Source organism: Variovorax paradoxus B4 (genome assembly GCF_000463015.1).
Taxonomy (GTDB): domain Bacteria; phylum Pseudomonadota; class Gammaproteobacteria; order Burkholderiales; family Burkholderiaceae_C; genus Variovorax; species Variovorax paradoxus_E.
On record NC_022247.1, the window covers coordinates 5,722,014 to 5,741,865 of the forward strand.

The following is a 19,852-nucleotide window of genomic DNA, read 5'->3' on the forward strand; positions in this document are numbered from 1 at the left end:
GTTCCGTTGTGTAGGGAGTTCAATCAATAGCCGCGCGCCAGGTCGACCTGGTTCGCGGGGCGCCGGCCTTGCCGCACCGACGCGAGGTTGTCGAGCGTCTGGCGCGCGATCACGAGGCTGTCGGTGCGCGTGGCGATATGCGGCGTGACGAGGATGCGCGGGTCGCCCCAGAACGGATGCTCCGGCGGCAGCGGCTCCTGCGAGAACGCATCGAGCGTGGCCGCCGAGAGCTGGCCCGCATCGAGCGCCGGTTGCAGGTCGGCCTCGACCAGGTGGTCGCCGCGGCCGACGTTGATCAGGTGCGCGCCGCGCGGCAGCTTGGCGAACAGCGCGGCATCGAGAAAGCCGTGCGTCTCGGCGGTGAGCGGAAGCAGGCACACCAGCGTGTCGCAGCCCGAAAGAAATTCGTCGAGCTGCGCGGCGCCGTGGAACCCCTCGACACCGGCCGGCAAGGCCTCTTTCGCGCTGCGGCTCCAGCCGCGCACCGGGTAGCCGATGGCGGCCAGCGCCTCGGCGCAGGCCATGCCCAGCGTGCCCAGGCCCGCAATGCCCACGCGGTGGTGGCGCGGCGACACGATCGGCTGCTCCTCCCACCGGCGGGCCGCGGAACTCGCGACGTAGGCCCGCATGCCGCGGTGCTGCTGCACCACGGCCCAGCAGACATAGGCCTTCATGCCGGCCGCCATGCCGGTGTCGACGATGCGGCACAGCGGCAGGTGGCGCGGCAGTTCCGCGTCGGCCGTGATGTGCTCGATGCCCGCGGCCAGCGACTGCACGAGCCGCAGCTTCGGCATCCGGGCGAGCAGGCCGTGCGGCGGAACCCAGCAGACGGCCGCATCGATCTGGTCGAGCGCGCCGAGCTCTTCGCCCAGGCGCAGGTCGATGCCGGGACGGGCCTCGCGGAAGGCCGCGGCGAGGTATTCCATGTCCAGCACCGCGCTCAGGATCGCCACGCAGGGCGTGCCGCCCTCGCCGTTGTCGTCTGGCGTCGCCATCACGCGACCAGCGCCTCGACCGGCGACGCGGCGGACACCAGCCGCGGCACCGCCTCGATCAGCTTGCGCGTGTAGGCGTGCTTCGGATCGCCGAGCACCTTGTGCGTCTCGCCGTATTCGACGACCTCGCCGCGCTGCATCACCGCGATGTGGTCGCACATCTGGCCGGCCACGCGCAGGTCGTGCGTGATGAAGACCATGGCGAGCTGGAACTGCTCGCGCACCTGCGCGAAAAGTTCGAGCACCTGCGCCTGCACCGACACGTCGAGCGCCGACACCGGCTCGTCGGCCACCAGCAGTTCGGGCTGCATGGCCAGCGCACGGGCGATGCCGATGCGCTGGCGCTGCCCGCCCGAGAACTCGTGCGGGTAGCGCTCGGCCGCGTCGGCGCCCAGGCCCACGAGCTTCAGCAGCTCCATCGCGCGCGCCATGGCCTCGGCATTGCCCACGCCCTGCGCGATCGGTCCGCCCGCGATGGCCGCGCCCACGCGGTGGCGTGGGTTGAGCGATGCGTACGGGTCCTGGAACACCATCTGGATCCTGCCCGCGGCCTCGCGCCGGAAGGCCGGGCCCTGCGACAGGCTGCGGCCCTTGAAGAGGATGCGGCCGCTGTCGAACGGCGAAAGCCCCACCAGGCAGCGGCCCACGCTCGACTTGCCCGAGCCCGATTCACCGACCAGCCCCAGCGTCTCGCCGCGGCGCAGCTCGAAGCTGACGTTCTTCGCGGCCTGCACCGAGCGGCCGCGCTTGAAGAGGCCGTTGCCCGAGGTGTAGGTCTTGCACAGGTCCTGCACCTGCAGCACGCGCACGATCTCGCCGGTCGGGGTGTCGCGCTCCGCGTTGCCGGTGGGGATGGCGGCGATCAGCTTGCGCGTGTAGGGGTGCTGCGGCGCATCGAGCACCTGGCGCACCGGCCCGGCCTCGACCACCTGGCCGGTCTGCATCACCACCACGTGGTCGGCGATTTCGGACACCACGCCGAAGTCGTGCGTGATGAACAGCACCGCCGTGCCGCGGCGCTGCTGCAGCTCGCGGATCAGCGCGAGGATCTGTGCCTGCGTCGTCACGTCGAGCGCGGTGGTCGGCTCGTCGGCAATCAGCAGCACGGGCTCGAGCACCAGCGCGCAGGCGATCATCACGCGCTGGCGCTGGCCGCCCGAGAGGCGGAACGGATAGGCGTCGATCAGCAGCTCCGGATCCGGCAGGCCCACATCGGCCAGCGCGGCCAGGATGCGCCGCCGCTTCTCGGCCGCGGGCACGCTGCCGTGCGCGTCGAAGACTTCGCCGATCTGCTCGCCGATGCGCATCACGGGGTTGAGCGCCGTCATCGGCTCCTGGAACACCATGCCGATGCGGCGGCCGCGCAGCTCGCGCATCTGCGGCTCGGTGAGCTGCAGCAGGTCGCGACCCTCGAACAGGATCTGCCCGGCCACGGGCGCCACGTGCGGGCGCGGCAGCAGGCCCATCACGGCATTGGCGATCATCGACTTGCCCGAGCCCGATTCGCCGACCACGCACAGCGTCTGGCCCGGCAGCACCGACAGCGTGGCGCCGTCGACGGCCAGCGCGCGGTCCGCGCCCCTGGGCAGGCGGATGCCGAGGTTGACGACGTCGAGCACCGGCTGCACCGGCTTCATCGGTGTGACGGTGGCGCTCATTTGCCCCTCCCGTCGAGCCGCGTGTTGAGCCCGTCGCTCAGGCCTTCGCCCACCAGGTTGAGCGCGAGCACGGTCAGCACGATGGCCAGGCCGGGGAACAGCGCCATCCACCAGGCCTGGCGCAGCACGGTGCGCGCCGCGCCCACCATGTAGCCCCAGCTCATCTGGTTCGGGTCGCCCAGGCCGAGGAAGCTCAGGCTCGACTCCAGCAGGATGGCCGTGGCCGTCATGAGCGAGGCCATCACGATGATGGGCGACATGGCGTTGGGCAATATCTGCGTGAGGATGATGCGCGGCGTCGACTGGCCTGCGAGCAGCGCAGCCTGCACGAAATCGCGCTGGCGCAGCGTGAGGAACTCGCTGCGCACCAGCCGCGCCACCGGCGGCCAGGAGACGATGGCAATGGCCACCACGATCGAATTGACCGAGGGCTGGAAGATCGCCACCAGCACGATGGCGAGTGCGAAGCTCGGCACGGCCTGGAACAGTTCGGTGAAGCGCATCAGCGCCGCGTCGATCCAGCCGCCGAAGTAGCCGGCAATGGCGCCGAGCGTCACGCCGATCAGCAGCGCGACCACGGTCGACACCAGCCCGATCAGGAGCGAGATGCGCGCGCCGTAGATCACGCCCGAGAGGATGTCGCGGCCCAGCGTGTCGGTGCCGAGCGCAAAGCCGGGCTCGGTCCATGGCCGCAGGAACGGCTGCTCGACCATGTTCCACGGATCGTTGGTCGCGACCCACGGGCCGATGAGGGCCACCACGGCCACCAGCACCAGCACGGCCATGCCGAGCACGGCGCCCTTGTTGCGGCAGAAGCGCCGCCAGAATGGACTTTGCAGCAGGGTCATAGCTCGATCCGGGGATCGACCAGCGTGTAGACGAGGTCGGTGATGAGGTTGAACAGCACGGCCATGGCCGCGGTCACGAGGAAGGCGCCGAGCAGCAGGTTGTAGTCGCGCTGCAGCAGTGCGTCGAACATCAGGCGGCCGATGCCGGGCCAGGCGAACACGGTCTCGGTCAGCACCGCGCCGCCGATCATTCCGCCGGCCTGGATGCCCGCGAGCGTGACCACCGGCAGCAGCGCGTTGCGCAGCACGTGCGCGCGCAGGATGCGGCCGGGCTTCACGCCCTTGGCGCGCGCGGTCTTCACGAAGTCCATCTGCGCCACCTCGAGCATGGCGGCGCGCGTCATGCGCGCATACACCGCCATGTAGAAGAGCGCGAGCGTCAGCGCCGGCAGCACCAGGTGGCCCGCGATGTCCCAGGCCAGCGCCAGGCCGGTGGCGCCGGAGCCCACGGTGCTGAAGCCGAAGCCCGGCAGCCAGTCGAGCTGCACCGTGAACACCAGCACCGCCATCAGCGCGAGCCAGTAGAGCGGCGTGGCATAGAAGATGAGCGCCACCACGGTGATCGAGCTGTCGACCCAGGTGCCGGCCCGCCGCGCAGCCAGCGCCCCGAGCGTGATGCCGAACAGCAGCGACAGCGCAAACGCCGTGCCCGTGAGCAGCAGCGTGGCCGGCAGCCGGTCCATGATGAGCTTGAGCACCGGCTGCTGCTGCCGGTACGAGAAGCCCAGGTCGAGCCGCACCACCTTGCCGACGTAGGTGGCGAGCTGCGTCGTGATCGGCTGGTCGAGCCCGAACTGCGCGCGCAGCTGCGCCACGAACTGCGGATCGGACGCGCCCGCCTCGCCCGCCAGCACCGACACCGGATCGCCCGGCGCCGCGCGCACCAGCATGAAGTTGACCGTGGCGATCAGCAGGATCGCCAGCAGGCCCTGCATCACGCGGCCCAGCATGAATTGCGTACGTTTCATCGGCGGCTCCTGCGGAATTGCCTGTGCTGCGGGCTGGCCGTCATGCGAGCGTTGCGGTGCCGAGGCTGTCGTTCAGGCCGATGCCCGAGCTGATGATGTTGTTCAGCTTGGTGCGGTACAGCGTCGGGAAGTTGAGCTCGTGCAGCCAGGCCACGGGCACTTCGTCGAGCAGGATCTTCTGCACCTGCAGGTAGATGGCCTTGCGCTTCTCGGGGTCGCTCTCTTTGGCGCCGGCATCGAACAGCTCGTCCACCTTCGGGTTCGAGTAGCCCTCGACGTTGTTGAAGGGCGAGCCCTTGGCGATGTTGCCGGTGGTGTAGTTGCGCGCCACGCCCAGCGCCGGGTCGCCGTACTGGTAGACGTAGGTGAAGGCAAGGTCGTAGTCCCACTCGTTGAGCTTCTGGTTCCAGCCGGCCACGTCGGTGGCCACGAGCTCGACCTTGATGCCGGCCTGCGCCAGGTTCTGGCGCAGGATCTCGGCCGAACGGGCCCAGGTCTCGCCGTAGGGCAGCGGCAGCAGGCGCAGCGTCTCGCCCTTGTAGCCGGCTTCTTCCAGCAGCTTCTTGGCGGTGGCCACGTTGCGCGGGTACTTGGCGACGTCGGTGCTGTAGAACTTGATGTTGCTGTTGAACGGCCCGGTCGCGGGCTTGGCGAAGCCCTGCCAGGCGATCTTGGCCATCGCCTCGCGGTCGATCGCGTACATCACCGCCTGGCGGAACTTGACCTTGTCCATCGGCGCCTTGCGGTTGTTGAGCCACAGCCACGAATGCGGCGCGAAGAACTCCCAGCCCTTGGTGGTGACCGCCACGCCCGGCAGCTTCGAGAGCCGCAGCACGTCGAAGTATTCGACCGCGCCGCCCGGTACCAGGTCGACCTTGCCCGATTCGAAGGCCGCCGCGCGCGAGGCCGCATCGGGAATCACGTGGAAGTACACGCTCTCGACCAGCGGCACGTCCTTGACGTGGTACTTGTCGTTGGCCACGAGCTGGATGTACGAGCCCTTGACCCATTCCTTGAACTTGAACGGCCCGGTGCCGATGGGCGTGGCGTTGGCCGGGTTGGTCGCGAAGTCGGTGCCTTCGTAGATGTGCTTGGGGATCATCGGCATGCTGCCGACCTCGAAGATGCCGATGAAGGGGCCGAAGGGGTACTTGAGCTTGAACTCGACCGTGAGCGGATCGATGGCCTTGATGCTCTCCACCGCGGCCAGGTTGGCGCGCAGGCGCGCATGCGTCTTGCGCAGGAACACGTCGGCCGAGAACACCACGTCGGCCGAGGTGAAGGGCTTGCCGTCGTGCCAGGCGACGCCGGGCTTGAGCTTGAAGGTGTAGAGCGTGCCTTCCTTGTTGACGGTCCACGAGGTGGCCAGCGAGGGCAGCGGGTTGATCTTCTCGTCGTAGCGCAGCAGGCCCTCGTAGATGTTGCCCGAGATCATCTGCGTGGGGCCGTTCTGCGTGATGCCCAGCATGAGCCCCGGCGGCTCGGGCTGGACCACGGCGTTGATCACGCCGCCCTTCTTGCCTTGCGCCAGCAGGTGCAGCGGGACACCCGCCAGCGTCAATCCGGCGGCCGAGGCGGCGCCCATCTGGATGAGGTTGCGACGTTTCATGTGCGGAAACTCCTTGTGGCTCTGTGCGAGCGGGTGGGGACGAAGAAACGGGGAACGCAAGAACGCGGGGCGCCGCAAATGGCGGCGCCGCGTTCAGTCGCGGTACGACGTGGCGGGAAGCGGATCGATGCGCTGCAGCAGTGCGCGCCATTCGCGCGCGTTGGGATCGGGCTGGCCCGGCTGGCGCACGCTGTCGCCGCTTTCGTACTGCTGGGCGGTCTTCTCGCAGACCTCGGCCGGCACCGGATACACCGGCAGGCCGCTCGACTGGATCGCCACCTGCACGCGGCAGGCGCGCTCCAGGTTGAGCATCAGGATGAAGGCCTCCGACACCGTGCGCCCGAGCGTGACCAGGCCGTGGTTGCGCAGGATCAGCGCGCGCGCGGTCGGGCCCAGGTCGGCCACCAGCCGCTCGCGCTCGCCGGCGTCGAGCGCGATGCCCTCGAAGTCGTGATAGACCACGCGGTTGTAGAACTGCAGCGCCCACTGGTTGCAGGGCTGCAGCCCGCCCGCCAGCGACGACACCGCCACGCCGGCCACCGTGTGCGTGTGCAGCACGCAGGCCGCGTCGTGGCGCGCCGAATGCACCGCGCTGTGGATGGTGAAGCCGGCCGGGTTCACGTCCCAGGGCGAGTCGTCGAGGATGCGGCCGTCCAGGTCGATCTTGACCAGCGACGAGGCCGTGATGTCCTTGAACAGCGTGCCGAAGGGGTTGATCAGGAACTGGTCCTCGGTGCCCGGCACACGCGCGGAGATGTGCGTGTAGATGCTGTCGTCCATGCCGTAGTGCGCCACCAGGCGGTAGGCCGCGGCCAGGTCTTCACGCACCTGGCGCTCGGCATCGGACACGGGTGGGGCCTTGCGGCCCACTGCCTGCAATTGCATATCGCGTTCCTTTTTCCAGGCCCGGCGGGAGCCGCCGGCGCCATGTTCGGGGTTCATCGGGTCGACTGCGCAAACTGTCGACAGTCAACCGACGACAGTCTTAAGCAATATGCAGGCCCGCGTGATGGGGTAAGCCCTTGGTGAGGCGGGTCGAAGTGCGCAAAGGCGCGCCGGCAAAGGGCGGGCGCCAGGAAAAACGCCGCGCGCACTGGAGAAAAGTGCGCGCGGCGCGTGGGGCCGGACGGTGCCTTTGGGGCGGCATGGCTGCGCCATGAAGGCGCCGGCTGCACCAGGGTGCAGCGCTGAAACGCGCCTCAGCGCAGGCGGCCTTCCTCGCGCAGCCGCGCGCCGATGCGGCGGATCTCGGCCTCGCCCTGCTCGAGCGCCGCCTTGCTGGTGTGCACCGAGTAGTGCCCCATCACCAGTTCATGCGGATGCTTCATGGCCGAGCCCAGCACGAAGGACGTGTCGCCGTGGGCCACGAAGCCGATGGCCGCGCCCGATTCCTCGAACACCGCCAGCTCGCCGGCAGCGATCGGTTCGCCGTCGCCCGCATCGAGCCGGCCCGCGTCGACCGCGATCCAGCCCACCGTGTGGCCGGCGGGCGGCGTGTAGCGCCAGTGCTCGCCATCCTTCAGCTGCACGGCCAGGTAGTTGATCGGCGCCGGGGCCGGAATGGGGCTTTGCGCCGCGCCGTGGCGCCCGAGCAGCACGCGCGCCGGGCCTTCCCGCGGCACCTGCGAGGGTGCCAGGTAGATGCTTTGCGCCGGCGCGTTTTCTTCCGAGGCCGGCAGGGCCACCCAGAGCTGGAAGCCCTGCACGCGCTTGGTGCCCGGCGCGGGCGCGCCGTCGTGCCACACGCCGTTGCCGGCGCGCATCCACTCGACGCCGCCGGCCGGCAGCACGCCCTGCTCGCCGGTCGTGTCTTCGTACCGCGTGTCGCCGTCGATCAGCCAGGTCAGCGTGGCAATGCCCGAGTGCGGATGCATGCCGAAGCCCTTGCGGCCGCCCGAGGTGTCGAAGCCGAAGAGGTCGAGGAACACGAAAGGCTTGAGGAATTCGCCCAGGTCGCCCGGGCTCATGAGCCGCGTGATCGGCCCGTGCTGCGAGCCGCGCGTGCGGTAGACGATGGCGCGGGCTTCGGTGGTGATGGTGGTGGCAACGGCGGTGGTCATGGGAGGCTCCTTAACCGATGGAAGAAGAAAGATCAGGCGGCGCGGGCCGCCGGCACGGGGCGCAGGCGCCAGGCCACGAAGGCCGACAGCAGCAGGAGCACCACGGCCGGCGCGGGACTGCCGCCGATCAGCACGAGGTGCGTGGCCACGGCGCAGGCCATGGTCGCGGTCAGCAGCAGGCCGCCGATGAAGCCGGTCGCCGGCACCAGCAGCAGCACTGCGCCGCCGACCTCGACCACGCCCGTCAGGTCGCGGAACCACTGGCCGAAGCCGACCGCCTCGAACACCTGGACCATCTGCGGCACGCCGGCCAGCTTGGCGAGGCCGGCGGCACCGAAGGCCAGCGCCAGAAGAATGCGAACGCCCCAGACGATGCGGCGCTGGATCGGGGAAGTGGAGGATGAGGAAGTCATGGGTACAAGGTTAGGGTGGCACCCATTGATCGACTAGACGGCAGAATCGGATTGCACTCGTCCATCAATAGAAGGAATCTCCGCCATGCTCGACCTCAACGACATCGCCATGTTCGTGCAGGTGGTGCGCCACGGCAGTTTTGCCGGGGCGGCGCGCCGGCTGGGCCTGCCGCCCAACACCGTGAGCCGGCGCATCCAGCAGCTCGAGGCGCAGCTGGGCACGCGGCTCATGCAGCGCTCCACCCGCAGGCTCACGCTGACCAGCGCGGGCCAGGCCTTTCACGAGCGCTGCGCGGGCGCGGTCGACGGGCTGGTCGAGGCCGGGCAGGAGCTGATCACCGGCAGCCAGCAGCCCAGCGGCCTGGTGCGCGTGGCGGCGACGGCCGATTTCTTCGATTTCTTCCCGATGGAGTGGGTGGCCGATTTCCTGGCCGCGCACCCGCGGGTGCGCGTCGACTTCGTTCTGAGCGACGCCAGGGCCGACCTGATCGCCGAGCAGATCGACATCGCGTTCCGCGGCGGCGCGCTGCCCGACTCCGGCTACGTCGGCCGCAAGCTCCTGGGCGCCCGGACCGACGGCATGGTCGCGAGCCCCGCCTACATCGCCGCGCGCGGCGCGCCCGCCACGCTGCAGGACCTGGCGGACCACGACTGCGTCACCTCGCCCCACCCGAGCGGCCGCACCCTCTGGCGCCTGGCCGGCCCCGGCGGCGCGGAAGAAGAAGTGCAGGTCGCGGGCCGCTTCAGCGGCAACACCGCGCAGGCGCTGCGCAAGGCCGCGCTCGCCGGCCTGGGCATCGCGCTGCTGCCGCCCACCATGGCCAGGCTCGACCTGGAGGCCGGCCGGCTGGTGCCGGTGCTGCCGCAGTACCAGCGCACCGGGCAGGGGCTGAGCGTGCTCTACCCGAGCCGCAAGCACCTGCCGCTGGCGGTGTCGGCGTTCATCGGGATGGTGATGGAGAAGCTCAGCGCGGTGGAGGCACTGCCGGAGATGTTGCGGGCCGACCGGATTTCGTGACCCATGCTCAGCCGCGCGGGGCCGTGTTGCGCAGCGCGTGTCGAATGGTCGACAAGCCCCGCAGCAAATGCGCATCGAGCTCCTCGAGCATCGCGTTGAGGTCGTTGCCGATCGCCAGCTCGAGGAACAGGTGGTGGTTCTCCGCGAAGTCGGGCTTGGGCGCGTGGGTCAGGCGGCACACCGCAAAGCCGAGCTGGATCTTCTGCGTCATCTGGCGCCAGACGTCGAGCAGCAGCTGATTGCCGCAGCGCTCGTAGACCAGGCCGTGGAAGTGGGCCTCCGCCGCGCTCTCGCGATGCAGTTCGCTGCTGGAGGCCGCTTCGGCCAATGCCTCGTAGCGCGCGGTCATCTCGGCGCGAAAGGCTTCGTCGCGCTGCGGCCACAGGCGGATGAACGCCTGCCTTTCCATGATGCGGCGCACTTCGTACACGTCGCTCATGGTTTCCTCGCTGATGTCCGTCACGTAGGTGCCGGCGTAGGGCTTGTTCACGAGCAGGCCGGTTTCGATGAGCTCGCGGATCGCTTCGCGCAGCAAGCCGCGGCTGACGCCGAACTGCATCGCGAAGTGGCTCTCGACCAGCTGCGTGCCGGGCGCGATCTTCCCGGTGAGGATGGCGTCGCGCAGGGTCTGCGCCACGTAGTCGCGCCGCGTGGCCGAGGGAGCGGGGGCGAAATCGGGGAGGGTCTTCATCGCGGCGGGTCGGATGTCGGGGGCGTGGGCGGTGGACGTCAGTGGCTGCGCAAGGCGAGGCGTTTTTCGAGGCGGCTTGCCGCGTAGGCGCCAGGGTAGATGAGCACGAAGTACACCACGGCCACGGCCGTCAGGATTTCCAGCGGCCGATAGTAGGCGGCGCTCAGCGCGCGCCCCTGGTACATGAGTTCGTGCACCGCGATGACGGAAGCGATGGATGTGTTCTTCGCCAGCTCGATGCCGCGGTTGGTGAAAGCCGGCAGCATGCGCTTGAGCACCTGCGGCAGCACCACGCGGCGCAGCACCTGCACGCGCCGCATGCCCAGGGCGCGCGCACCCTCCCACTGGCCCGCCGGCAGCGAGGCGATGCCGCCGCGGAAGATCTCCGAGCAGTAGGCCGATGCGTTGAGCGAGAGCGCCAGCAGCGCCGCCACGTAGGGCGTGAGCTGCCAGCCCGTGAGGATCGGAAACGCGTAGAAGAACCACACCAGCTGGATCAGGATCGGGATGTTGCGGAACAGCTCCATGTAGCCGCGCGTCGCGGTGCCCACGAGGCGGCTTTTCGACCGCGCGCCGAGCGCGACCAGGAGGCCGATCGCCATGGCCGAAGGAAAGGCGACGGCCCACAGGCCGGCCGTGACGCCCACGCCCTTGAGCAGCACGGGCCAGTGCTGCAGCACGGCCGAGAAGTCCCAGGTGAAGTCCATCGTCAGTGTCCTGCAGCGCGGGTGGAAACGGCCAGGCGATGCTCGGCCATGCGCGCGAGCAGGCTCAGCGAGAACAGCGCCAGGAAGAAGATGGCCGCGACCACCGTGTACACCTCCAGCGGCCGGAAGGTGATCGAGTTGAGCTGCATGGCCTGGTAGAGCAGGTCGGAGTAGGCCAGCGTGGAGGCCAGCGCGGTGGTCTTGATGAGTTCGAACGAACGCTCGATGAACGGCGGCAGCATGCGCGCGAGCGCCTGCGGCAGCACCACCCGGCGCAAGGCCTGGTGCGAGCGCATGCCGATGGCGCGCGCCGCTTCCCACTGCCCGCGTTCGATCGACACCAGGCCGCCGCGGAACACCTCGGCGAAGAACGCGCCGGACTGCGTCGACAGCGCGATGACCGCCGCCGCGTACGGGTCCAGGCTCACGCCGATGAGCACCGGCAATGCGTAGAAGGCCCAGAAGAAGTGCACCAGCGGCGGCGTGTTGCGATAGAACTCGATGATCCACAGCGCGGGCCTGGCGAGCCACGCCCTGCCCGACAGCCGAAGGGCCGCGAGCACGACGCCGAACACCACGCCCAGCGCGATGGCGACGGCGGCGATCTTCATCGTGCCGACAAAGCCCGCGAGCAGCATGTCGCGGTGCGACCAGACGCCGCTGAAGTCCCAGTCGTAGTTCATTTGGCGCTCGCCCGGCCAGTTCGATCCGCTCGGCCTATTGGCCGAGTGTTTCCTTCATCACGCCGGGCACGGTGGCCGGGTCGATGCCCTTGGTCTTGAGGTACTGGCCGTACAGTACCTGCGTCTGGCCCGATGCATAGAGCTTGGCGATGATTCCGTCGAGCTGGTTGCGAAAGCCCGCGTCGGCCTCGCGGCGGATGCCCACGCTGGTCGGCAGCGCGACGACCGGCTGCGGCACCTGCACCTTGCCCTTGCGGATCTTCGAATACGCGATGACCAGCGCCGGGTGGTAGAAGCCGATCGCGTCGACGCGGCCCGACATGAAGGCGGCCACGGTCTCGTCGGTGTTGGTGAAGCGCTCGATCTTCGCTTTCGGCAGCCGCGTGGTCAGGTCGCGGTCGGTGGCCGTGCCGAGCGCCACGCCGATGCGCACTTCGGGCTTGTCGAGGTCGGCCCAGTTCTTGGCGACGAGGCCTTCCTTCGCGAGCACGCCCTGCGCGTACCAGAGCAGCGGGCTGGCCGGGAAGTCGATCGCCTTCTTGCGCTCTTCGGTGGCGTCGAGCACGAACATGGCATCGATCTGTCCGGCCTGCAGCGCCGCCACGCTGTTGCCCCAGGTGGTCTCGACCGGCGTCATCTTCACGCCCATCTCCTTGGCGACCTGTTCGCCGAGCATCACGCCGAGCCCGGTCCAGGTGCCGGAGGCCGGATCGCGGAAGTACCACGGGTCGCCGGGCGCGACGCCGATGCGCAGCTCGCCGCTCTGCTTGATCTTCTGCAGCGTGGCGGTCTGCGCGCCGGCGGCGAGGCTGCCGAGCGAGAGGGAGGCGGCGAGCGCAAGGGCGACGGCACGGCGCAGGCGCCGCAAGGGAGTGGTGGCGTTCATGGGATGGGCTTTCCGTGGACTGAGGTTGAAGGGGGCAGGCGATGCGGTGTTCAGGCGGCCGCGGGCAGCGCGCCGTGGGCCTCGTTCGCGCTGGCGATGTAGGCGCGGTAGAGCGCGTCGAGCCGCTGCGTGAGCGGGCCGAGCGGCACCAGCGCGCGGCCGTCGACCGACGACACCGGCGTGAGGCCGGCCAGCGTGCCGGTGACGAAGGCCTCGTCGGCCGCGTAGACCTCGGCCAGCGTGAAGTCGCCTTCGTGCACCGGGATGCCCGCCTCGCGTGCGAGCCGCACCACGGTGGCGCGCGTGATGCCGTTGAAGCAGTAGCGCCCCGACGAGGTCCACAGCGCGCCGTTGCGCACCGCGAAGAAGTTGGTGGAGTTGCAGCTCGAGACGAAGCCGTTCGGATCGAGCATCAGCGCCTCGTCCGCGCCGGCCTGGATGGCCTGGATCAGGGCCTGGATCAGGTTGAGGCGGCTGTGCGAGTTGAGCCGCAGATCGAACACGTCCGGCCCGCTGCAGCGCAAGGTCGAGGTGAAGAGCTTCAGGCCGTTGCGCTTGGCCTCCGGCGTGACCACCTTGTGCTCGGCCACGCACACCACGGTGGCGCCGCCGATGATGAAGCGCGGGTCCTGGTTGGGCGTCTTCTTGACGCCGCGCGTGACCATGAGCCGTGCGTGCGCGCCGTCGCGCATGCCGTTGCGCAGGAAGGTGTCGACGACCACCTGCTTCGTCTGCGCCCGGGTCATGCCGATGTCCAGCGCGATCGACTTCGCGCCCTCGTACATGCGGTCGATGTGGGCGTCGAAGGACACGATGCGGCCGTCGACCAGGCGCACGCCTTCCCACACGCCGTCGCCGCACACGTAGCCGGCGTCGAACACCGACACCACCGCCTGGTGGCGCGGCACGAACTGCCCGTTCACGTAGACGAGCACCGCGTCGTTGCGTGCATCGGGGGCGTAGGCCTGGGAACTGGTCGTCGAGGGGGCGCTGTCGGCGTGCATGAATGAGGGTCCTGCGGTGGTTCGCGTGGGGGTCAGAAGTGGAAGGCGGTGAAGCGCTCGATGAAGCGCTGCGTGCGCTCCTGCTTCGGGTGCTTGAGCACCTCGTCGGGCGTGCCGCTCTCGTGCAGCAGCCCGTCGGCGAGGAACACCACCTTGTTGGCGAAGTGGTAGGCAAAGCCGAGCTCGTGCGTCACGAGCAGCATGGTCCGGCCCTCGTCGGCCAGCGCGCGGATGGTGCCGAGCACCTCGCCGACCAGCTCGGGGTCGAGCGAGGAGGTCGGCTCGTCGAACAGCAGCACCTCGGGCTCCATGGCCAGCGCACGGGCGATGGCGACGCGCTGCTGCTGGCCGCCGGACAGGTGGCCCGGGTAGGCGGATGTCTTTTCCGCCAGGCCGACCTTGGCGATTTCGGCCATGGCGCGCTCGCGGGCCTGCGCCGCGGGCAGGCGCTTGACGGTCACCAGCCCCTCCATGACGTTCTGCAGCACCGTCATGTGCGGGAACAGGTTGAACTGCTGGAACACCATGCCGACCTGCTTGCGCACCTCGCTGAGTTCGCTCTCGCCATAGCGCAGGGTGTCGGAACCCGCCACGGGCCGGCCCACGGCGCGCCCCTTGAGGACCACCTGCCCGGCAGAGGGCATTTCCATGAAGTTGAGGCAGCGCAGCAGCGTGCTCTTGCCCGAGCCGCTCGAACCGATGATGGCGATGCGGTCGCCGGGCAGCACGTCGAGGTCGATGCCGCGCAGCACGTGGTGGCTGCCGAAGCGCTTGTGCAGGGCCTGGATGCGGAGAACGGGCGTGGCGGCTGTCATGGCATGCGATGGTATTGATTGTCGGACAATCGACAATCGGGAGTTCTACTATCCATGCAAGGTCCATGCCACGCGTCTCGCGGGGGCGCTCGTCAGCCGCGGCACGGCCGGTTCGCCCCTGCGGGAGAATCGCCCCCCATGAAAATCGAAAAAGACACGGTCGTCACCCTCAAGTACAAGGTTGCCGACGCCCAGGGCAAGCTCATCGAAGCCAGCCCCGAGCCGATGGCCTACCTACATGGCGGCTACGAGAACACGCTGCCCAAGATCGAGGAAGCGCTCGATGGCAAGGAAAAGGGCTTCCAGACCACGCTGAACCTGGCGCCCGAAGACGCCTTCGGCCTGCGCGACGAGTCGCTGGTGCGCAGCATCCCCAAGACCGACTTTCCGCCGGGCGTGAAGGTGGGCGGGCAACTCGAGGGGCGGCTCGACGACGGGAGCGAGCACCTCTTCACCGTGATGAAGATCAAGGGCCCGGTCGTGCTGCTCGACGGCAACCATCCGTGGGCGGGCAAGGCGCTGCGCTTCAGCCTCCAGGTGACGGACGTGCGCGCGGCGCTGCCGGTGGAAATCGAGCATCGGCACGTGCATGGTGCGCACGGGCACCATCACTGACCAATCGGGTTCAGCGGCCTGGTTCTACTTCTTCTTTTTCCAGAACCGCGGCGCCTTCTCGATCCTGCCCAGCGCCTTGCAGCACGCCTTCGCGCCCGCCGCATGGCGCCCGCTGAACCAGCCGACGGCAAACCATGCGCGGGCATCGCGCCCGGTGGCTTCGCGGTAGAGCGCGAGCGCGACGGCTTCGTCGTTGAATTCGCCCAGCGCGTCCTGCGCGGGGCGCAGCCGCTTCAGGTAGCGCCCGGCGGGCGATGACTTTTCATCTTCGTCATTCCCATCGGCGAACAACGGCGCCACGAATTCGGCCAGGTAGCGCAGGCGCTTGAGCCGCTTGCGCGTGCGGTGCTGGTCTTCGGTGGCCAGCGATTCGAAGCGGTGGCCGTCGCGCACTGCCTGTTCATGCAGGCGCTGCAGGCGCTTGCGCAGATGGCGGCGCGCCTCGCCGGCATTCAGCGGCGCCGGCGCTGACGGGGGCTGCCCGGCGCCTCCGGCATCGCCTTGTGGCGGCGCTTGCGCAGCGGTGGCCGCGGTGAAGCCGATCAGCGAAACCAGCACCGACTGGAACGCCGGCGAGCGCACGACCTCGCCGGGCGACGGCGCCCCGGCCGCCGCATCGTCGCCAGCCAGCGGATCGAACTCCGGCGCACCCGCATCGCGCAGTTGCGGCTGCGCCAGCTTCACGACCTGCTCGCGGTCGCGCAGGGCGCCGAGCGCGCGGAAGGCCTCGACCAGCGGCGGCTCCCATTCGGCGCCGTTGAAAAGATCCGTGCGCTGGTCGAGCCCTGCCAGTTCGCGCAGCGCGGTGCGCAGGCGCCGGATGCCGATGCGCAGCTGGTGGATCTGTTCTTCATCCGTGCTGCCCGCGGCGATCTCGCTCGCGTTCGGCAGCATCTGCGCCAGGCAGGACGCGACCACGGCCTGCTGGATGGCGCGGCCGTCGAGCTTTTCTTTCTCTTCGGCAAAGCGTGGCGTCTCGGCCTTCACGGCCGGAACCACATCGAGCTTCGCCAGCAGGCGCGCGCCGCGCTCGGCCTTGGACACGGTGCTGAACCACAGGCCGTGCTGCTGCGACCAGCGGCGCGCGAGCGCGACCAGGCCCCGCACGTCGCCGCGCTTGAGTTCGAGCTCCAGCTCGCACACGGGCGATTCGCGCTGCCCGGGCGTGCCCGCATGGGCGACGACCTTGCCGACATCGAGCGCCAGTTCCACCACGGCGGCACCGGCTCCGGTGGTGCGCACGTCGCGCGTGAGCCGCACGATGTCGGTGGACTGCCGCTCGACCAGCGGGGCGCCGCTCGCGGCCAGCACCTTGGCAAGCCGCTCGCCCACGGGCGTGCCCTGGTGGCGCTGCGGGTCGACGGCCGGCGCTGCACCGCCCGCCGCCGCGGCGCCAAGGTCGACGTTGTGTTCGAGCCGGTGCAGCGCGTTGTCGCCGGTGGCCTTGGCGGTCTGCACCCAGCGCCGCCCCTCCTTGCGCAGGCGCAGCACGATGCCCTGGGCGGCCAGCGCCTGGTCGGCGGTGTCGAAGTAGCGCGCCTGCAGGCGGGTGCGCACCACGGTGCCGCGCCGCATGGCGGCCTCGACGGCTTTCAGGCGCCCCGCGGGAATGTGAAACTTGAACTCGATTTCCATGGCGGCCATGATGCTCTGTCTTTCTCATTGCGCGCCATGCGAGCACTGTCGCTGCAATGGATAAGCAGCAGGAAGGCATGCACCATGACCACCCTCGACCCCACCGCTCTCCTGGCCGCCGGAGCCGCACAGTCGGCCAAGGCACTGGCCGCCAAACAGGTGAGCGCGGTGGAATTGTGCGAAGCCGCCATCGCCCGCATCGAGGCGCTCGATGGCACGCTCAACGCGGTGGTGGTGCGCGACTTCGACCGCGCGCGCTGCCAGGCCGCCGAAGCCGACGCGGCGCTCGCGCGCGGCGAGCGCCGGCCGCTGCTGGGCGTGCCGATGACGGTGAAGGAGGCTTTCAACGTTGCCGGCCTGCCGACCTGCTGGGGCCTGCCGCCGTTTCGCGATTTCGTGCCGCAGCAGGACGCCGTGGCCGTGCAGCGCCTCAAGGCGGCGGGCGCGGTGATTCTCGGCAAGACCAACGTGCCGCCCGCGCTGGCCGACTGGCAATGCGCCAATCCGGTGTACGGCCGCACCGTGCACCCGCTCGATGCGAAGCGCACGCCGGGCGGTTCGTCGGGCGGCGCCGCCGTGGCGGTGGCCACCGGCATGGTGGCGCTGGAGCTCGGCAGCGACCTGATGGGCTCGCTGCGTGTTCCCGCGAGCTTTTGCGGCGTGTACGCGCACAAGCCGAGCCACGGCCTGCTGCCGACGCGCGGCTTCGCGTTTCCGGGCACCGAGGAGGTGCCGGCCGGGCTGCCCTCCGTGATCGGACCGATCGGCCATTGTGCGGACGACCTCTCGCTGGCGCTCGATGTGCTGGCCGGACCTGACGCGGCCCATGTGGCGGAGGGACGCTTCGTGCTGCCTGCGCCGCGCCATGCGGCTGCGAAGGACTGGCGCGTGCTCGTGGTCACCGCGCATCCGCAGGCCGTGGTGGCGGCCGATGTGCGCGCCGCCATCGAGGGCGCCGGGCAGCGGCTGGCGAAGGCGGGCGTCTCGGTGGCCCGAGCCTCGGACCTGCTGCCCGACCTGGCCGAAGTCGGCGACACCTACGGCCAGATCGTGCAGACCGTGCTCGCGCATGCCGAGCCCGGTGGCCGGTCGCCGATGCCGCTGCGCACCTGGTTCGACCTGCTGGCCGCGCGCACGCGTATTCGGGCGCAGCTGCGCACGCTGTTCACGCAATTCGAAGCGGTGCTGTGCCCGGCGGTGGGCTGCGCGGCCTTCGAGCATGTGGCCGAGCCCGATTTCGAGAAGCGCACGCTCACTGTCGATGAAAGGCCGACACCCTATGGCGCGCTGGGTGCCTGGGCCGGGCTCGCGAGCCTGGGCGGACTGCCCGCCACGGTCGCTCCCGCAGGCTTCACGGCCGACGGATTGCCGCTCGGCGTGCAGATCGTCGGCCCGTATTTCGAGGACCGCAGCACCCTCGCCCTGGCCAGCCTGCTGGCGGGAAGTGCCGCTTGAAAAATAATGTGGACGCCGTCCATTTTCTCTGGTATCTTTTGTGGACGGTGTACACAACACACCGGCAAACATCCGATCCACTCTTCATCGACACAGGAAGACAACCATGGCCAACAAGCAGATCTTCGTGAACCTCGCCGTCAAGAACCTCGACAAGTCCAAGGCTTTCTTTGCCGCGCTGGGCTACACCTTCAACGAGAAGTTCACCGACGCCAACGCCGCCTGCATGGTGATCCAGGAAGGCAGCATCCACGCCATGCTGCTGGTGGAAGACTTCTTCAAGACCTTCACGAGCAAGAGCCTCACCGACACCAGCAAGAGCACCGAGGTGCTGCTGTGCCTCTCGTGCGAAAGCCGCGCCGAGGTCGACGAAATGGTGGCCAAGGCGGTGGCCGCGGGCGGCACGGTGCCGCGCGAGCCGCAGGACTATGGCTTCATGTACGGCCACGGCTTCCAGGACATCGACGGCCACCTGTGGGAGCTGATGTACATGGACCCGAACGCCGAAGTGCCGCATCAGAACGCGTGATGCCGCGCTGCTGAAGCACACGAACGATGCCCATCGTTCCATATGCGCTCCTCACTGTTGCGAGGAAGGCACCTTCCTTAAAGCCCGTACGCCCCGATATTCGAGAAAGCAGCGTCGCCGCGCATTCGGCGACGCGCCCAACCGAAAGGAATACCGAGGTGTCCAGCAACAGCATCGACAACAACAGCAGCATCGAGGAAGGCCGCAGCCCCGTCCTGCAGGTGAGCCCGCTCGGCTTCCCGTGGCAGACGATCGACCCGTTCCTGTTCTGCGTCTATCACGACGACGCCTATCCGAAGGCCAACGCGCAGATGGGGCCCGAGGCCCCGCTGGCGGGCCGCCAGATCGGCCAGGACTTCAGCCGCAAGGACGGCTGGAGCATGTACCACGGCGACACGGTGCCGGGCTTTCCCTCGCATCCGCACCGGGGCTTCGAGACGGTGACCATCGTGCGCAAGGGGCTGGTCGACCATTCCGATTCGCTGGGCGCCACCGCGCGTTTCGGCGGCGGCGACGTGCAGTGGCTCACGGCCGGCAAGGGCATCGTGCATTCGGAGATGTTTCCGCTGCTCGATGCAAACGCGCCGAATCCGCTGGAACTGTTCCAGATCTGGCTCAACCTGCCGGCCAAAAGCAAGATGGCCGAGCCGCACTTCACGATGTTCTGGTCGGAGGCCATTCCGCACTTTGCGTCCGACGACGCGGCGGGCGGCCGCACCGAGGTCGCGGTGATCGCGGGCCGGTTCGGCGGCACTGCCGCGGACGGCGGACAGGCGCCGATCCACCCGCTGTCGCCGCCGCCCGATTCATGGGCCGCGCAGGCCGATGCCGACGTGGCGATCTGGACCCTCAAGATGACGCCCGGCGCGCAATGGACGCTGCCTGCCGCCGCGGGCGAAGGCACGCGGCGCATGCTGTACTTCTTCAAGGGCGCCGTGGCGACCATCGCAGGCCGGCGCGTGGAAGGCCCGGCCGCCATCGAACTGCGCGCCGACACGGCCGTCGAACTGCGCAATGGCGACGAAGAGCCGGGCGAATTCCTGCTGCTGCAGGGACGCCCCATTGCCGAGCCGGTGGCGCAATACGGTCCGTTCGTGATGAATACGCAGGCCGAGATCAGCCAGACGCTGGCCGACTACCGCCGCACGCAGTTCGGCGGCTGGCCCTGGAGCGATCCGGCGCCGGTGCATGGCCACGATGCCGCGCGCTTTGCGCGGCACCCCGGCGGGCGCGAGGAAACGCCGCGGGCTTGAAACAACACGC

At 69.3% G+C, this 19,852-nt stretch carries 20 protein-coding genes; 5 read left to right on the forward strand and 15 right to left on the reverse strand.

Annotated features, from left to right (window positions below):
* Positions 1-23: 23 nt before the first annotated feature.
* From VAPA_RS26720 to VAPA_RS26755, 8 genes are all read right to left on the reverse strand, one after another.
* A complete protein-coding gene (locus tag VAPA_RS26720) occupies positions 24-995 on the reverse strand; it encodes a 2-hydroxyacid dehydrogenase (RefSeq protein ID WP_021013115.1) in 972 nt (323 codons plus the stop codon).
* On the reverse strand, positions 995-2,653 hold the full coding sequence (locus VAPA_RS26725) for an ABC transporter ATP-binding protein (RefSeq protein ID WP_021013116.1): 1,659 nt from the start codon (positions 2,651-2,653) through the stop codon (positions 995-997). The genes VAPA_RS26720 and VAPA_RS26725 overlap by 1 nt, the downstream gene beginning before the upstream one ends.
* Positions 2,650-3,501 (reverse strand): ABC transporter permease, encoded by an 852-nt coding sequence (locus VAPA_RS26730; protein ID WP_015867972.1) that lies wholly within the window; start codon positions 3,499-3,501, stop codon positions 2,650-2,652. Before VAPA_RS26730 ends, VAPA_RS26725 begins: the two co-directional genes overlap by 4 nt.
* Positions 3,498-4,469, reverse strand: coding sequence for an ABC transporter permease (locus VAPA_RS26735; protein WP_021013118.1), 972 nt, complete (start codon positions 4,467-4,469; stop codon positions 3,498-3,500). The genes VAPA_RS26730 and VAPA_RS26735 overlap by 4 nt, the downstream gene beginning before the upstream one ends.
* 40 nt (positions 4,470-4,509) lie before the next feature.
* A complete protein-coding gene (locus VAPA_RS26740) occupies positions 4,510-6,078 on the reverse strand; it encodes an ABC transporter substrate-binding protein (RefSeq protein ID WP_021013119.1) in 1,569 nt (522 codons plus the stop codon).
* 93 nt (positions 6,079-6,171) lie between these two features.
* A complete protein-coding gene (locus VAPA_RS26745) occupies positions 6,172-6,963 on the reverse strand; it encodes a class II aldolase/adducin family protein (protein ID WP_021013120.1) in 792 nt (263 codons plus the stop codon).
* A 314-nt stretch (positions 6,964-7,277) separates the two neighbouring features.
* Complete coding sequence (locus VAPA_RS26750) at positions 7,278-8,138, reverse strand: pirin family protein (RefSeq protein ID WP_021013121.1); 861 nt, start codon at positions 8,136-8,138, stop codon at positions 7,278-7,280.
* A gap of 32 nt (positions 8,139-8,170) precedes the next feature.
* Positions 8,171-8,551 (reverse strand): DoxX family protein, encoded by a 381-nt coding sequence (locus VAPA_RS26755; protein ID WP_021013122.1) that lies wholly within the window; start codon positions 8,549-8,551, stop codon positions 8,171-8,173.
* 85 nt (positions 8,552-8,636) lie between these two features.
* On the opposite strand from VAPA_RS26755, the gene VAPA_RS26760 reads away from it, so the two are divergent.
* A complete protein-coding gene (locus VAPA_RS26760) occupies positions 8,637-9,569 on the forward strand; it encodes a LysR family transcriptional regulator (protein ID WP_021013123.1) in 933 nt (310 codons plus the stop codon).
* Between the two features lie 7 nt (positions 9,570-9,576).
* Here the strand turns inward: VAPA_RS26760 and VAPA_RS26765 are convergent, their stop codons facing one another.
* The 6 genes from VAPA_RS26765 to VAPA_RS26790 are packed head-to-tail and all read right to left on the reverse strand — an operon-like array spanning position 9,577 to position 14,355.
* Positions 9,577-10,260, reverse strand: a complete 684-nt coding sequence (locus VAPA_RS26765; protein ID WP_021013124.1) for a GntR family transcriptional regulator — start codon at positions 10,258-10,260, stop codon at positions 9,577-9,579.
* A gap of 38 nt (positions 10,261-10,298) precedes the next feature.
* A complete protein-coding gene (locus tag VAPA_RS26770) occupies positions 10,299-10,967 on the reverse strand; it encodes an amino acid ABC transporter permease (RefSeq protein WP_021013125.1) in 669 nt (222 codons plus the stop codon).
* A gap of 2 nt (positions 10,968-10,969) precedes the next feature.
* Complete coding sequence (locus tag VAPA_RS26775; protein ID WP_021013126.1) at positions 10,970-11,650, reverse strand: amino acid ABC transporter permease; 681 nt, start codon at positions 11,648-11,650, stop codon at positions 10,970-10,972.
* 34 nt (positions 11,651-11,684) lie between these two features.
* Positions 11,685-12,536 (reverse strand): transporter substrate-binding domain-containing protein, encoded by an 852-nt coding sequence (locus VAPA_RS26780; RefSeq protein WP_021013127.1) that lies wholly within the window; start codon positions 12,534-12,536, stop codon positions 11,685-11,687.
* A 50-nt stretch (positions 12,537-12,586) separates the two neighbouring features.
* A complete protein-coding gene (locus tag VAPA_RS26785) occupies positions 12,587-13,540 on the reverse strand; it encodes an aminotransferase class IV (RefSeq protein WP_021013128.1) in 954 nt (317 codons plus the stop codon).
* Positions 13,541-13,572: 32 nt separating this feature from the next.
* On the reverse strand, positions 13,573-14,355 hold the full coding sequence (locus VAPA_RS26790; protein WP_021013129.1) for an amino acid ABC transporter ATP-binding protein: 783 nt from the start codon (positions 14,353-14,355) through the stop codon (positions 13,573-13,575).
* Between the two features lie 138 nt (positions 14,356-14,493).
* Here VAPA_RS26790 and VAPA_RS26795 point away from each other — a divergent pair, with 138 nt between their 5' ends.
* On the forward strand, positions 14,494-14,970 hold the full coding sequence (locus tag VAPA_RS26795; protein WP_021013130.1) for an FKBP-type peptidyl-prolyl cis-trans isomerase: 477 nt from the start codon (positions 14,494-14,496) through the stop codon (positions 14,968-14,970).
* Positions 14,971-14,994: 24 nt separating this feature from the next.
* On the opposite strand, the gene VAPA_RS26800 is transcribed toward VAPA_RS26795, so the two are convergent.
* Complete coding sequence (locus VAPA_RS26800; RefSeq protein ID WP_021013131.1) at positions 14,995-16,614, reverse strand: CYTH and CHAD domain-containing protein; 1,620 nt, start codon at positions 16,612-16,614, stop codon at positions 14,995-14,997.
* Positions 16,615-16,689: 75 nt separating this feature from the next.
* Here VAPA_RS26800 and VAPA_RS26805 point away from each other — a divergent pair, with 75 nt between their 5' ends.
* From VAPA_RS26805 to VAPA_RS26815, 3 genes are all read left to right on the forward strand, one after another.
* On the forward strand, positions 16,690-18,060 hold the full coding sequence (locus VAPA_RS26805; RefSeq protein ID WP_021013132.1) for an amidase family protein: 1,371 nt from the start codon (positions 16,690-16,692) through the stop codon (positions 18,058-18,060).
* Positions 18,061-18,166: 106 nt separating this feature from the next.
* Positions 18,167-18,589 (forward strand): VOC family protein, encoded by a 423-nt coding sequence (locus VAPA_RS26810; RefSeq protein ID WP_021013133.1) that lies wholly within the window; start codon positions 18,167-18,169, stop codon positions 18,587-18,589.
* 26 nt (positions 18,590-18,615) lie between these two features.
* Entirely contained in the window at positions 18,616-19,842 is a 1,227-nt protein-coding gene (locus tag VAPA_RS26815; protein ID WP_080666842.1) for a pirin family protein, read from the forward strand.
* Positions 19,843-19,852: the final 10 nt, after the last annotated feature.

Coding starts and splice junctions, on each gene's coding strand:
- VAPA_RS26785 (WP_021013128.1), bottom strand. CDS start 13,540: ATGCACGCCGACAGCGCCCCCTCGACGACCAGTTCCCAGGCCTACGCC.
- VAPA_RS26755 (WP_021013122.1), bottom strand. CDS start 8,551: ATGACTTCCTCATCCTCCACTTCCCCGATCCAGCGCCGCATCGTCTGG.
- VAPA_RS26745 (WP_021013120.1), bottom strand. CDS start 6,963: ATGCAATTGCAGGCAGTGGGCCGCAAGGCCCCACCCGTGTCCGATGCC.
- VAPA_RS26725 (WP_021013116.1), bottom strand. CDS start 2,653: ATGAGCGCCACCGTCACACCGATGAAGCCGGTGCAGCCGGTGCTCGAC.
- VAPA_RS26810 (WP_021013133.1), top strand. CDS start 18,167: ATGGCCAACAAGCAGATCTTCGTGAACCTCGCCGTCAAGAACCTCGAC.
- VAPA_RS26750 (WP_021013121.1), bottom strand. CDS start 8,138: ATGACCACCGCCGTTGCCACCACCATCACCACCGAAGCCCGCGCCATC.
- VAPA_RS26760 (WP_021013123.1), top strand. CDS start 8,637: ATGCTCGACCTCAACGACATCGCCATGTTCGTGCAGGTGGTGCGCCAC.
- VAPA_RS26805 (WP_021013132.1), top strand. CDS start 16,690: ATGACCACCCTCGACCCCACCGCTCTCCTGGCCGCCGGAGCCGCACAG.
- VAPA_RS26790 (WP_021013129.1), bottom strand. CDS start 14,355: ATGACAGCCGCCACGCCCGTTCTCCGCATCCAGGCCCTGCACAAGCGC.
- VAPA_RS26795 (WP_021013130.1), top strand. CDS start 14,494: ATGAAAATCGAAAAAGACACGGTCGTCACCCTCAAGTACAAGGTTGCC.
- VAPA_RS26800 (WP_021013131.1), bottom strand. CDS start 16,614: ATGGCCGCCATGGAAATCGAGTTCAAGTTTCACATTCCCGCGGGGCGC.
- VAPA_RS26740 (WP_021013119.1), bottom strand. CDS start 6,078: ATGAAACGTCGCAACCTCATCCAGATGGGCGCCGCCTCGGCCGCCGGA.
- VAPA_RS26815 (WP_080666842.1), top strand. CDS start 18,616: ATGCCCATCGTTCCATATGCGCTCCTCACTGTTGCGAGGAAGGCACCT.
- VAPA_RS26735 (WP_021013118.1), bottom strand. CDS start 4,469: ATGAAACGTACGCAATTCATGCTGGGCCGCGTGATGCAGGGCCTGCTG.
- VAPA_RS26765 (WP_021013124.1), bottom strand. CDS start 10,260: ATGAAGACCCTCCCCGATTTCGCCCCCGCTCCCTCGGCCACGCGGCGC.
- VAPA_RS26730 (WP_015867972.1), bottom strand. CDS start 3,501: ATGACCCTGCTGCAAAGTCCATTCTGGCGGCGCTTCTGCCGCAACAAG.
- VAPA_RS26720 (WP_021013115.1), bottom strand. CDS start 995: ATGGCGACGCCAGACGACAACGGCGAGGGCGGCACGCCCTGCGTGGCG.
- VAPA_RS26780 (WP_021013127.1), bottom strand. CDS start 12,536: ATGAACGCCACCACTCCCTTGCGGCGCCTGCGCCGTGCCGTCGCCCTT.
- VAPA_RS26775 (WP_021013126.1), bottom strand. CDS start 11,650: ATGAACTACGACTGGGACTTCAGCGGCGTCTGGTCGCACCGCGACATG.
- VAPA_RS26770 (WP_021013125.1), bottom strand. CDS start 10,967: ATGGACTTCACCTGGGACTTCTCGGCCGTGCTGCAGCACTGGCCCGTG.